Consider the following 14,220-nt stretch of genomic DNA (forward strand, 5'->3'; position numbering starts at 1 on the left):
TCTATTTTCTTACTATAAAAATACTATGCAAAAAACGTACCAAAATAGAGGAGCAGGATTAATTAATTCCAAGACGCTTTAAACGATTATATAAAGTTGCTCTTGTAATGCCGAGCTTTTTGGCACATTCTAGCTTATTGCCATTTGACATTAGCAGAGCTTTTTCAAGCACTTTTTTCTCATGCTGGTCCATTACCTCTTGCAATGGGAAAATGATGTTATCTATCTCATTCGAGTTGTACTGTTCAGGTACTTTATCTATATCGTTATAACTATGCTGTGAATGGAACGGCAAATAGTCCTTTCTAATGACTCCATCTGTCGCAAAGACGACGAGACGTTCAACAACGTTGCGAAGCTCCCGTATATTCCCTGGCCAGTCATAGCACAGCAATTCCTGCATGACTTCTTGTGAGAACTGATGAATAGGCCGTTGATAGAGCATTGAGAAATCGTTTAAAAAATAATGCGTTAATTCAAATATATCTTCCCGCCTTTCTCTTAATGGAGGAATATGTATGCTTACGACATTGAGGCGGTAATATAAATCTTCCCGAAATTGACCTTCATTCATCAAATCCTTTAATTCTCTATTTGTAGCAGCAATCACTCGGAAATTTGTTTCAATTTCCTTTTCCCCGCCAACCCGGTAAAATTTCCTTTCTTGAAGTACCCGCAACAGCTTTACCTGCATTTCAAGTGGCAATTCACCAATTTCATCTAGAAACAGGGTACCGCCTTTGGCTAATTCAATTTTTCCTTTCTTCCCTTTTTGGTCTGCACCTGAGAAGGCCCCTCGTTCATAGCCGAAGAATTCACTTTCAAATAAGGATGCTGGGATCGCGCCGCAATTTATCGAAATAAATGGTGCATTTTCCTTTTCACTTGCTTCATGGATGGCTTTTGCAAATACCTCTTTGCCGACCCCGCTTTCGCCTAGTATTAGGACGGTTGATTTCACTGAGCACACTTTTTTAGCAAGCTGTACTGTTCTTTGCAAGGCTGAACTATTTCCTTTAATTAAATTAAATGGATCAGATGAATGCTTATACTTTGCGACCTCTTGCTCTAAACGATGGACCTCTGTAGACATATTAAATAACTTCTCGTTTAATACCACTTGATTCGTTATATCTGTTTCAGAAACGACTGCACCGATAATTCGATTATTAAAATAAACAGGATTGGAGTTGATAAGGACAAATAAATCGGAACGAGGCTGATGATGCTGAGCAGTAATTTTTTTTCCTTTATATAAGGATTGTAAGATTTCAAGGTCTTTAGGCTCAAAGAAATTAGTGATTGGTTTGCCGATAATTTCTCTTTGTTTAACTGAAAAAATCTTTTCCGCCCCTTCTGTCCATGTCTGTACATGCTCATTATCATCAATAACGGTGACTGAAGCATCGATTGTTCGTATAACAGTCTCATAGAATGCTTTTAGCTGATTATAAGAATTATGAAGGAAATGGATCATTTGTGGTGCAGTGATACAGCCTATTGGTCTATTATTTGCATCCAAAATAACCATCTTGGAGCCATTTTTAGCGGATTGTACTAAAGAATCAAAGGGGTCATTAATACTGATAATCGGGCTTGGTGTTTCAGATCTTCCTACAAAGAATTCTCCGTTTTTCTCTGTTATACATTCGTTGAAAGACCAGTCGATTAATTTTTTTTCGATGATTTCTTTGATCGGTGGCAAAGAAAACATACAGATCTCCTCCTTGAAGTGTAAAAGAAAATATACACTGTATAAAATATTGTACATTATTTTATCAAATTTTTAGAAAATTACTTGTGAATGAAAGGCGATTTTTCGAGGATTTTTAAAATAGGAGGGGGATGTTTTGAAAAAAAGCCTGTTGGCACATTATTTGCAATAGATACATTAGGCAGCAAAGTGAAGGGAGATTGTAGATGTGAATCATTGTGATGTATTAGTCATTGGCGGTGGAATAATAGGCTGTTCAATTGCCTATTATACTTCCAAATCTGGTATCGACGTAACGATCCTTGAAAAAGGAGAATTTGTCAGCGGAACATCTTCCAGGTGTGACGGAAACATTCTTGCTATCGATAAAGATCCAGGGTTTGATAGTCAAATGTCATTAGTTAGTCAGAAATTAGTAGCTGATTTAAGTAAGGAATTAGCTCATATGTTCGAATATCGTGCACCTGGCAGCATTCTTGTTTGCGAGACAGAAGAAGAGATGGAGGCTGCGCAGAAATGGGTGAACCGCCAAAAAGAAGCGGGCCTGCCATTTCGTATGCTTGACCGACAAGACATCCGGCAGGAATCTAAATTCTTTGCGGATGATTTATTAGGGGGACTTGAATGTGCAACTGATTCTACAGTTAACCCGTATCTTCTTGCTTTTTCATTGCTTGATGCCGCTAAGAAATTCGGGGCAAAGGCATATAAGCAAACCGAAGTTCAATCAATGAAAAAAGAAGAAAATGGCTCTTTTACTGTAGAAACATCAAAAGGGGTTTTTACGGCTAAACATGTTGTGAATGCAGCAGGAATATGGGCTCCTTATTTAGGAGAGATGCTAGACCTATCCATCCCGATTCAACCAAGAAAAGGCCATATTATCGTAGCATCCAGGCAGCAGCATGTTGGTTCTAGAAAGGTCATGGAGTTTGGTTACTTAATTTCTAAATTTGGTGGTCAGCGTCATGTAGATCCTTTGACTGAAAAGTACGGGGTTGCACTTGTTTTTGAACCAACGGAAAGTCAAAACTTTCTGATAGGCAGCAGCAGGGAGTTTGTTGGATTTAATACAAAAGTGAATAACGAGGTGATGAAATGCATCGCAAATCGAGCAATCCGATTTTATCCGAAAATGGCTGACATGATGGTGATTCGTTCATATGCGGGCTTGCGGCCGTGGACAGAAGATCATTTGCCAATTGTCTCAAGGGTCCAACATATTCCTAACTATTATATTGCAGCCGGTCATGAGGGGGATGGCATTAGCCTTGCCGCTGTGACAGGGAAAGTGATAGAAGAGCTTATTAATGAGAAGGAAACTTGTATTCCAGTTGAACCGCTGAGCTTTAACCGGTTTACAGAAAGGGTGTTGGCGAGATGAGAGCAGATAGAGTCTTTACAACCATCGATACACATACAGGAGGCAATCCAACAAGGACAGTCATTAGTGGTCTTCCAGAATTAAAGGGAGAAACTATGTCTGAAAAAATGCTTCATATGAAAAGAGAGTATGACTGGATTCGTAAATTATTAATGAATGAACCAAGAGGACATGATGTCATGTCTGGGGCATTATTGACCGATCCTTGTCATCCTGATGCTGATATAGGTGTGATCTATATTGAAACTGGCGGTTATTTGCCGATGTGCGGACATGACACAATTGGTGTTTGTACTGCGTTAGTGGAGTCTGGGTTAATTCCCATTCAGGAGCCTATTACTACAATCAGCTTGGACACACCTGCTGGACTGGTAGAAGCGGATATCACTGTTGAAAATGGCAAAGCCAAAGAGGTGTCTTTCTGCAATATCCCAGCTTTTCTATTAAAGAGTGTTTCTGTAGATGTGGAGGGGATCGGGAGTGTAGAGGCAGATATTGCTTATGGAGGCAACTTCTATGCCATTATCAATGCAAAATCGGTCGGACTAGATTTAGTACCAGAGAACGCATCAACAATTATTGAAAAAGCAATCTTCATAAGAAATACGATTAACGAAGCAACAGAGATTGTTCACCCGGAACATTCATTTATACGTGGGTTGACGCATATAGAATTTTTCACCGATCCGGTACATGAAGATGCGGATGTGAAAAATACAGTCATTGTTCCTCCAGGTGGAATTGACCGTTCGCCATGCGGAACGGGAACATCGGCTAAATTGGCAACGCTTTATTCCAAGCAAGAAATTAGTGTCGGAGAAGAATTTGTCCATGAAAGCATTGTTGGCTCACTATTCCGTGGCCGTGTTCTTGAAGAGACAGATGTAAATGGAGTGCCGGCAGTCGTGACGCGAATTGCTGGGTCAGCCTGGCTCATGGGCATGCACAAATTCTTTTATAACGAAGATGATCCGCTTAAAGAAGGATTTCTCCTCATACCCCCAATGGAGGAACATGAAATGGAGGACGTGAAATGAAGATTCAAAAGGCATATACCGCAACAGATGTCCATGTAGCCGGAGAAGCTTTTCGTATTATTAAAGATGCACCACTCAGTTATTATCCGAGCTTGCAGCAATTAGATGAGCAATTTCCTCATGTATATGCTGATGAGATTAAGCTATTACTGAATGAACCCCGTGGATTTGCTGGTTTAAACGGTTGTTTAATTGTTCCCCCGTTTAGCCGTGAGGCAGATGCAGCAGTTGTATTTTTTACCCATGAAGGAACGGTACCATTTCAATATGGTGGAGCAATTGCAGTGATTACTGCTTTATTGGAATGTGGTCATTTGTCTCAAAAAAAATCGAATGAATATAAACTGGAAACAGTAAGCGGTGTCATTTCTGTTCGAGCAGTGGTAGAAAAGGATGAGGTTATTTCAGTGGAGCTAGTAAGCAATCCCTGCACAATTATTCAAATGAATATTCCTTATAAAGATACAAATTATTCCCTTGTACAAGCAGATCAATTATATGCCATTTTCAAAAAAAGTGATGTTCCTTTTGAGCTCCAAATGGAAGATCTGTCTGAAGTGCAAAAATGGGGGCAGGAAGTGAATACAGCTCTTGATTCGAACCAATCGATTAAAGGAGTAGTTTTACTCGATGATTTATTAATGCCAAATGGACGAATCAAAACGGTTACCTTCCGAAAAGATAACTTCATTGTCCGTTCGCCAGGGTTCGGCACAGCTGCAGCATGTTATGCAAGCTTACTTTTTAACGGTGAATTTACGATGAAACAACCGTTTGAAAATGAAAGTATTTTTAACAGCTTCATAACCGTTCAATTAGCCAACCAATCAGAGGACGGCTATCAGTTTGCATTCACGAGCCGTGGATTTATTACTGGGATGCAGACATATGTTTTAGATCAGGAAGATCCGCTGGCTGCAGGGTTTTTATTAAAGTAAGTGCTCCGAAGTAGTATTTACTAACAAATGGAGGAACGGGCAGCTTCCTTTACGAAGCTATCTGTTCTCTTTTATAAAGTTGAAATAGCTTTATTTTTTTGATTACATTAATCTGAAAATTCTTATGATTCTTTAAAATCAAAGGGGGTATTCGATGGAACAAATGGTAGATTGGGCAGTTGGGCAGGTATGGAGTCTTGGATTAGTCGTTTTTGCACTTGGAGCCGGATTATTTTTCTCGATAGCTACACGTTTTGTGCAGATTAGATATTTTAAAGAAATGATTAAATTGCTGTTTGAGGGAAAGAGTTCTGAAACTGGTGTATCATCTTTTCAGGCATTTTGTATGGCACTTGCAGGCCGTGTGGGAATTGGAAATATAGCGGGTGTTGCTACAGCTATTGCATTTGGTGGTCCTGGAGCCGTTTTCTGGATGTGGATCATGGCTTTATTAGGGGGAGCGAGTGCCTTTATTGAATCCACTCTAGCCCAAGTTTATAAAATCAAAGAAGGAGACCAATATCGCGGCGGCACCCCTTACTTTATTGAAAAAGGGTTAAGGATAAAATGGTTTGCCTCGTTGGTCGCGATAGTTGTTACTCTCTGTTACGGAATATTAGTACCTGGTATTCAGGCAAATACAATAGCGGTTGGATTTGAAAATACAGCAGGCATTCATAAGAGTATGACTGGAATCGTTTTAGTTCTTTTACTTGGAATCATTATTTTCGGAGGGGTAAAGCGAATTGCAAATGTAGCAGAAAAAGTTGTTCCTTTTATGGCATTAGGGTATGTGATTGTAACCTTTATTATATTATTTGCAAATGCTGCTGAGGTTCCCGCGATGTTCGCCCTCATTATCACAAGTGCTTTCGGAACAAATGAATTATTTGGAGGAATTGTCGGTGCTGCAATTGCCTGGGGAGTAAAACGAGCGGTATTTTCTAATGTGGCTGGTGTCGGTGAAGGAACATATAGTTCTGCTGCAGCAGAAGTTTCCCATCCAGCAAAGCAAGGGCTTGTACAAGGGTTTTCCGTTTATATCGATACGATCGTTGTCTGTACAGCAACAGCGCTAATGATTCTTATTACAGGTATGTATAGCATTACGCCTGAAGGGCAAGAACCAATTGTTGATAAAATGGCAGGCATTGAAGCTGGTCCCATTTGGACTCAGGAGGCTGTAGAAAGTATTTTACCGGGATTTGGCTCTTTATTCGTATCTATTGCGATCTTCTTCTTTGCCTTTACTACCTTAATGGCCTACTACTATATCGCCGAAACAACACTTGTCTTTCTTGATAAAAAACTAAAAATGAATTGGCTAAAAATAATTTTGAAAATCGTATTTTTAGGAATGGTCTACTTTGGAAGCGTTGAATCAGCATCATTATTATGGGCACTTGGAGATCTAGGATTTGGAAGCATGGCTTGGCTAAACCTCATAGCGATTTTGCTTTTAACTAAGCCAGCAATCAAAGTATTTAAGGACTATGAAACTCAGAAAAGGGCAGGTCTGGATCCGGTTTTTGATCCAATTAAAGTTGGAATTAAAGGGGCGGATTTCTGGGAAGAGAAATGCAAAGAAGAGAGTGCTTTCAATAATAATCAGTCTGTTGGATAAAAACTTAATCTCTCATAAATGGGCAGCTTCAATATAGAGGCTGTCTATTTTAATTATTCATTAATCCAAAATTAAGAAAGGGAACACTGGAAAAAAATTTATACATTTTCAAAAAAATATACATAATCATGTCAAATTATTTTGACACCAAAACACTGAGCAGTCTGAAAAAAGATATTTTCTGAATCTTTTTGTAATTCAACTAATGTTGGAATAAAAATTGCATTACTTTAAATATATCCCAATATGGTCAGTATCCCTAGGGGGGAGGTGGAAAATGATGGGCCGATATATTTTTGGAAGATTAGGCTATATGCTAGTTACATTTTTGATTATTGCCACGTTTACGTTCTTCTTAATGCAGACATTGCCAGGGTCCCCATTTAATGATGAAAGGCTATCTGAGTCACAAAAAGAAAAACTTTATGAGAGATATGGATTGGATGAACCTGCTCCTATTCAATATGTAAAGTACATGGCCAATATTTTTAAAGGGGATTTAGGGGTTTCCTTTCAATATGACGGCAGACCAGTTTCAGACATTATAGGGGAACGGATTGGAGCATCAGCCGTCTTGGGGGCTCAATCATTAATTATTGGATGTATGGTGGGAATAATTCTTGGGATTATTGCTGCGATAAGACACAATACAGCGATTGACTATGCTGCCATGGTAATAGCAGTTATCGGATTATCTGTTCCAAACTTTGTGTTTGCCGGATTATTGCAATACTGGGTTGGGGTTAAACTGCAATGGCTGCCAGTCGCGTTTTGGGAAGGTTTTGAATACTCCATATTACCAACGATTTCGTTATCTGTTTTTGTTATTGCGACAATTGCTAGATTTATGCGGACAGAAATGCTTGAAGTATTAGGGCAGGATTATATTGTAACAGCTAAGGCAAAAGGGTTAAATCAATTTGCGGTCGTGATGAGGCATGGGCTTCGAAATGCTGCTATACCAATCATAACAATACTGGGTCCAATGACAGTTTCGCTTTTAACCGGCACATTGGTTATCGAAAAGATTTTTAGTGTTCCAGGACTTGGGGAGCAATTTGTTAAATCGATTATGACAAATGATTTTCCGGTAATTATGGGTGTGACATTATTCTATAGCATCTTATTTATTGGTGTTGTTCTAATTGTTGATATTTTATATGGAGTCATTGATCCAAGGATAAGATTATCTGGGGGGACAAAACAATGAGTATAAACGAGAAAGAAATCACAGATGATCTGTTCCTGCCAGCTGATTCAGAAAATGGTACAGAGGCAATTTCTCGTCCAACTATTACGTATTGGGCTGAAGTGTGGAAGCGCTTTCGCAAGAATAAAGCAGCATTCATAGGACTTATATTGATTTCTATTATTCTAGCTTTAGCCATATTTGGTCCTTATGCGAATGAGCATGGCTATGATGAACAAAATCTAACTAGAGCTAATCTACCGCCAAAGATACCAATTCTTGAACAAGTTTCTTGGCTAGGTGTAAGTGGAACAGACATTCAAGGCATAGACCGTTATAAAGAAAGCGGGATTACCGAATACTTCTGGTTCGGTACAGATAATTTAGGAAGGGACTTGTGGACACGCGTTTGGGAAGGAACCCGTATTTCATTATATATTGCTATTTTAGCAGCATTAATTGATTTAATCATCGGAGTTGTTTATGGTGGAATATCAGCCTATTACGGTGGTCGGATTGATAATATCATGCAAAGAATTGTTGAAATATTAGTAGGTATCCCAAGTCTAATTGTCGTTATTTTACTTATTTTAGTTTTGCAGCCAGGGATCATTTCTATTACTTTAGCAATGGTTATTACAGGCTGGGTGGGAATGGCTAGGATTGTACGGGGACAAATCCTAAAGCTTAAAGAACAAGAATATGTATTAGCTTCCAGAACACTTGGAGCAAAGGATAGAAGATTAATTTGGAAGCATTTAATTCCAAATACAATGGGTCCCATAATTATTACAACTATGTTTACGATCCCGACAGCTATTTTCACAGAGGCATTTTTAAGTTTTATCGGTCTAGGGCTTCAGCCTCCTATCGCTTCTTTAGGAACATTAATAAATGATGGATACAAATTATTGCGGATTTATCCGCATATGCTTGCATTTTCTTCAATAATTATCAGCTTGATCATGATTAGCTTTAATTTGATAGGAGATGGTCTGCGAGACGCCTTGGACCCTAAAATGCGTAAATAGGAGGATGAATACGTGGAAAAAATACTGGAAGTGAAAGATTTACAAGTATCCTTTGATACGTATGCGGGGGAAGTAAAGGCGGTAAGAGGAGTTTCATTCCATCTTAATAAAGGTGAAATACTTGCCATCGTTGGGGAGTCTGGATCTGGAAAGTCAGTTACATCTAAAAGCTTGATGAAACTTATTCCTAATCCTCCGGGGAGAATAACAGGTGGAGAAATTATTTTTAAAGGGGATAATTTGGTCAATTTTACAGAAAAACAGATGCAAAAAATTCGCGGATCTGATATTTCAATGATCTTTCAAGATCCGATGACTTCGCTTAACCCGACAATGACTGTAGGAAATCAAATAATAGAGAGTATTATTAAGCACCAAAAACAATCAAAGCATCAAGCAAAAGATAAAGCGATTAAGTTGTTAGAGATGGTGGGAATTCCTAATCCAGAGAAAAGATTATCCTCTTATCCACATCAATTCTCTGGTGGGATGAGACAAAGGGTTGTTATTGCAATGGCCATCTCTTGTAATCCAAAGGTATTAATTGCCGATGAGCCAACAACCGCACTCGATGTAACAATTCAAGCACAAATTCTGGAGCTTTTAAGAAATTTACAGAAAAGAATGGAGACATCCATTATCTTTATTACCCATGATTTAGGTGTTGTAGCTAACATAGCTGATAGGGTCGCCGTTATGTATGCTGGAAAAATTGTTGAGATTGGGAAAGTGGAAGAGATTTTCTATAATCCACAGCATCCATATACGTGGGGGCTGTTAGGAGCGATGCCAAACTTAAATGAGGATTCGGAGGAGCTTATTACAATTCCTGGTTCGCCTCCAAATCTATTAAATCCACCTAATGGGGATGCATTTGCTGAACGTAATCAATATGCGATGAAAATTGATTATCAGCTAGAGCCCCCTATGTTTAAGGTTTCTGAGACGCATTTTGCAGCAACTTGGCTATTGCATGAAAAGTCACCCAAGATTATACCTCCGGATACTCTAAGAAAACATAGACAAGTTAGTGCGATTGAAAAACAAAAAGATCGTTTAGCTAAAAAAAGAGAGAAGCTTCTTGAAGTAAAAAATTTAAAGCAATATTTTTCTTCAGGATCAAATGTTGTTAAAGCAGTAGATGGGATCAATTTCGATATTTATAAAGGTGAAACCTTTGGGCTTGTTGGAGAATCTGGCTGTGGGAAATCAACAACAGGTCGGACCATTATCCGTCTATATGAGGCCACAGATGGGGAAGTTCTATATAACAATGTAAATATCCATGATAAGAGAGTGTCAGGGGATTTACAAAAATTAAATCAAAATATCCAAATGATTTTTCAGGATCCCTATTCATCTCTAAATCCAAGGCAAACAGTTGCGGATATTATTGCAGAAGGGATGGATATTCATGGGCTTGCATCTAGTAAGAAGGAAAGATTGGGAAAGGTATATGAATTACTAGAAACCGTAGGATTGAATCGGGAACATGCCAATCGGTATCCACATGAATTTAGTGGAGGACAGCGTCAGAGAATAGGAATTGCCAGAGCGTTAGCAGTTGACCCTGAATTTATTATTGCGGACGAGCCAATTTCTGCTTTAGATGTATCTATTCAAGCACAGGTTGTTAATTTAATGAAAAAGCTGCAAAAGGAAAAGGGACTCACCTATCTCTTTATTGCCCACGACCTTTCTATGGTGAAATACATTAGCGACCGTATAGGAGTTATGTATAAAGGAAAAATTGTTGAATTGGCAGAAAGTGAAGAACTTTACCAAAATCCATTACATGCTTATACAAAATCGCTACTTTCAGCCATTCCATTGCCAGATCCAGATACGGAAAAAATACGTAAGAGAATAAAATTTGATGAGAGCCTTTTCTGGAATGGAGAGGGAGAGGAGCCTATTTTAAGGGAAGTAAAGGAAGGGCATTGGGTTTCATGTACAGAGCAAGACTTTCAAAGTATTAAGAAACAATTTAATGCTGTTTAATCAGTCAGAATAATGAGGAATCAACAAGGGGGAGAATCAGATTACTAAACTATCAATTAGAATCATCTTTATTTCTCTAGTCATCTCATCTTGTGGTTCCTTTTTTTCATCCAATGAGAAATGGATAGATTTCATCAATCTATTATTTTTTATAGGACTCCTATTACTAATGATAGGAGGCGTCCTATTTGTATTAAAAGGCGGAATGTATACTGGAATCATTTATAGTTTCCGCCGGTTTTACAAGAGTATTTCGAAAATGGAAGAGTATGTTTCTGAACAGACGGGAGATCCAACTGAAAGACAAATTAAAAGTAGTTTGATTGATTTATATACGTACCCAATCATTATTTCTGGAGCTTCGTTGTTTTTCTTCACTTTAATTGCATCAATTATTTAACAGCTGATTCGTATATGTATAAGGTCTGAAGGCAGGAAATTTAATAATTAGGAGCGATACGTTATGGAAAGACTTGAAAAATTAAGATCTATTTTTGATAAACATGGAATTGATGGGATGCTTATTACAAATGATCAGAATCGCAGGTATATGACCGGATTTACGGGTACTGCAGGTTTAGTCCTCATTACTAAGGAAGAAGCATTTTTAGTTGTAGATTTCCGGTATGCAGCGCAAGCAAATGAACAGGCAAAAGATTACACTGTCATTGAAGTAAGTACAAAGGCAAATCTACTCGAAGAAATTGTTCAGCAAGTTGCGCGTTTAAATATAGGAAAGCTTGGATTCGAACAAGTTCATGTGAGCTACTATTCTTATTCTGAATACAAAGACAAGTTAAGTATTGAATTAGTTCCTTTGACAGGTGTCATTGAGAAACTTCGGATGATTAAGAATGAGAAAGAAATTAAGACTATTAGAACGGCAGCAGAAATTGCAGATGCTGCATTTACACATATTCAAGAGTTTATCAGACCAGGTAGAACAGAAATTGAAGTTTCAAATGAATTAGAGTTTTATATGAGAAAGCAGGGAGCTATATCTTCAGCATTTGACACGATTGTTGCATCAGGTCATCGTTCAGCATTTCCCCACGGTGTTGCAAGCCATAAAGTTATTGAGAAAGGGGATATGGTGACACTTGATTTCGGTGCGTATTACGAGGGGTACCGATCAGATATAACAAGAACACTAGCAATCGATGAACCAAAAGAAGAGCTAAAGGAAATCTACTATATTGTCCTTGAGTCTCTATCAACAGCACTATCAAGTATTAAACCGGGGATAACAGGTAAAGAGGCTGATGCTTACTCAAGAGATTTTATAACTGAGAAAGGCTATGGAAAACAATATGGGCATGGATCTGGACATGGAATTGGTTTAGATATACATGAGGAGCCATTTAAGAATGTGAATTGCCAGATTAAGCTAGAGCCTGGGATGGTTTTAACTGTTGAGCCAGGTATTTATATTCCGAATCTTGGCGGTGTTCGAATTGAAGATGATATTTTAATCACTCGTGATGGAAATGAAGTTCTAACGAAGTCGGCAAAAGATCTAATCATTTTGTAGAAAAGAATAAAGGGGGAAATTTTATGAAAATGAACCGTATCATCTTGATTTTGATGCTTTTTGTTAGTTCTTTGTTGGCAGGATGTTATGGAGGGGAAAGCAAAAAAACAACGAATGGGGAAAGGGAAGAAAGCAGTTCAGATGGAAATTCAGCAGAACAAGTGTTAAATCTTGTTGAAGGTGGAGAGCTTCCGACTCTTGATACACTTGGATTGTTTGATGCGCTGTCAAGCAGAACAATGAATAATATATTTGAAGGTCTTTACAGATTGGATGATTCCCATGCACCGATACCAGGGATGGCAGAGAGTCATGAATTAAGTGAGGATGGAAAGGTTTACACCTTTCATATTCGTTCAGATGTGAAATGGAGTAATGGTACACCCGTTACAGCTAAGGATTTCGAGTATGCATGGAAAAAGGCAATTAATCCTGAAACACTATCAACGTATTCCTATTTGTTTAATGATATAAAGAATGCTGCTGCTATACAGGATTCTGAAAATAGTTTGTTTGGAAAGGTCGAAGAATTTGGCATTAAGGCGATTGATGATCATACCTTCCAGGTTGAATTAGATCATCCGGTCCCATATTTTTTAAGTCTTATCACTTATCCAGTGTTCTTCCCGCAAAATAAGGAATTTGCTGAATCTCAAGGAGATAAATATGCATTAGAGGTTGAAAATCTTATTTATAACGGGCCTTTCGTTTTAGATTCCTGGGAGCATGAGGTCGGCTGGGTTTATAAGAAAAATCCAGACTATTGGGATGCTGATACAGTAAAGCTAGATACGATTAATGTAAAAGTCGTAAAAGAAGCGGCAACGAGAGTCAATTTATATGATACTGGAAAAATCGATTTAACAGAAATTACTTCTGAATTTATTGACCAATATGCGAGTACTCCAGATTACAGTACATTGCTTAAGCCAGAAGTGTTCTTTATCCGGATGAATCAAAATAATAAATATTTGGCTAATGTCAATATTCGCAAAGCCATTGATATGGGCTGGGATAAAAAAGCTGCAGCGGAAAGTCTATTAAATAATGGGTCAGTTCCAGCTACCTATTTAGTGCCTAAGGATTTTGCTTTTGATGAAAGCGGAAAGGACTTCCGGGCAAAATATCAAGGTTTTAATGAAGAAGGGGTAGAGAAAGCAAAAGAATATTGGGAGAAGGGGTTAAAAGAGCTTGGAGTAGAAAAAATGGAGTTAGAGTTTTTAAGCTATGATAGTGAGGAAAGAAAACGTGTCAGTGAATATTTTAAAAATCAATTAGAGACTAATTTACCTGGATTAACTATAACAATTAATCAGCAGCCAAATAAGCAAAAGCTGGAGCTTGAATCAAGCATGCAATATGACCTTACTTATTCAGGCTGGGGACCTGACTTCCAAGATCCAATTACATTTATTGACCTCTATTTGTCAGATGGTTCATATAACTGGTCAAATTATGTTAATGAGAATTTCGATCGTCTCGTAATGGAAGCAAAAACGAATCCTACCGACACGGCTAAACGCTGGGAAAACATGCAAGAAGCTGAGAGAATCCTAATAGAAGAGGATGCAGCGATTTCTCCTATGTATCAGTCTGGCCTTGCCCAGCTTAAAAAGCCTTATGTTAAGGGATATATCGCACATCCTTTTGGTGTATTTGCTTCATATAAGTGGACATATATTGAGGGGAAATAAATAAACGAGAAACCCCTGTTCCTTATACGAATAAAGTTGCTTACTGACAGTTGAGTGTGAAGCCCGTCAAAACAGGA

The 14,220-nt window shown here is 38.2% G+C and carries 11 protein-coding genes; 10 read left to right on the top strand and 1 reads right to left on the bottom strand.

Annotated elements, in window-relative coordinates; translation table 11 throughout:
- Positions 1–58 precede the first annotated feature (58 nt).
- Complete coding sequence (locus FI644_RS14570; RefSeq protein WP_053474605.1) at positions 59–1,714, bottom strand: sigma-54 interaction domain-containing protein; 1,656 nt, start codon at positions 1,712–1,714, stop codon at positions 59–61.
- Between the two features lie 208 nt (positions 1,715–1,922).
- On the opposite strand from FI644_RS14570, the gene FI644_RS14575 reads away from it, so the two are divergent.
- The 10 genes from FI644_RS14575 (at position 1,923) to FI644_RS14620 (ending at position 14,143) form a co-directional block, all read left to right on the top strand.
- Positions 1,923–3,098, top strand: coding sequence for an NAD(P)/FAD-dependent oxidoreductase (locus FI644_RS14575; protein ID WP_142108572.1), 1,176 nt, complete (start codon positions 1,923–1,925; stop codon positions 3,096–3,098).
- Positions 3,095–4,135, top strand: a complete 1,041-nt coding sequence (locus FI644_RS14580) for a proline racemase family protein (protein ID WP_142108573.1) — start codon at positions 3,095–3,097, stop codon at positions 4,133–4,135. The genes FI644_RS14575 and FI644_RS14580 overlap by 4 nt, the downstream gene beginning before the upstream one ends.
- Positions 4,132–5,073: a proline racemase family protein gene (locus FI644_RS14585; protein ID WP_142108574.1), complete on the top strand. Its 942-nt coding sequence runs from the start codon at positions 4,132–4,134 to the stop codon at positions 5,071–5,073. The genes FI644_RS14580 and FI644_RS14585 overlap by 4 nt, the downstream gene beginning before the upstream one ends.
- A gap of 154 nt (positions 5,074–5,227) precedes the next feature.
- Complete coding sequence (locus tag FI644_RS14590) at positions 5,228–6,697, top strand: alanine/glycine:cation symporter family protein (RefSeq protein ID WP_053474609.1); 1,470 nt, start codon at positions 5,228–5,230, stop codon at positions 6,695–6,697.
- A 280-nt stretch (positions 6,698–6,977) separates the two neighbouring features.
- Positions 6,978–7,907, top strand: coding sequence for an oligopeptide ABC transporter permease (gene opp3b / locus FI644_RS14595; protein WP_142109043.1), 930 nt, complete (start codon positions 6,978–6,980; stop codon positions 7,905–7,907).
- Positions 7,904–8,917 (top strand): oligopeptide ABC transporter permease, encoded by a 1,014-nt coding sequence (opp3C, locus tag FI644_RS14600; protein WP_053474611.1) that lies wholly within the window; start codon positions 7,904–7,906, stop codon positions 8,915–8,917. The genes opp3b and opp3C overlap by 4 nt, the downstream gene beginning before the upstream one ends.
- Positions 8,918–8,929: 12 nt before the next feature.
- Positions 8,930–10,918, top strand: a complete 1,989-nt coding sequence (locus FI644_RS27245) for an ABC transporter ATP-binding protein (protein ID WP_075209211.1) — start codon at positions 8,930–8,932, stop codon at positions 10,916–10,918.
- A gap of 169 nt (positions 10,919–11,087) precedes the next feature.
- Complete coding sequence (locus FI644_RS14610) at positions 11,088–11,318, top strand: DUF3899 domain-containing protein (RefSeq protein ID WP_075209210.1); 231 nt, start codon at positions 11,088–11,090, stop codon at positions 11,316–11,318.
- A 63-nt stretch (positions 11,319–11,381) separates the two neighbouring features.
- Positions 11,382–12,449, top strand: coding sequence for a M24 family metallopeptidase (locus tag FI644_RS14615; RefSeq protein WP_142108575.1), 1,068 nt, complete (start codon positions 11,382–11,384; stop codon positions 12,447–12,449).
- A gap of 23 nt (positions 12,450–12,472) precedes the next feature.
- Positions 12,473–14,143 (top strand): peptide ABC transporter substrate-binding protein, encoded by a 1,671-nt coding sequence (locus FI644_RS14620; protein WP_142108576.1) that lies wholly within the window; start codon positions 12,473–12,475, stop codon positions 14,141–14,143.
- Positions 14,144–14,220 lie beyond the last annotated feature (77 nt).

It is taken from the genome of Cytobacillus solani (assembly GCF_006704205.1).
Classification (GTDB): domain Bacteria; phylum Bacillota; class Bacilli; order Bacillales; family Cytobacillaceae; genus Cytobacillus; species Cytobacillus solani.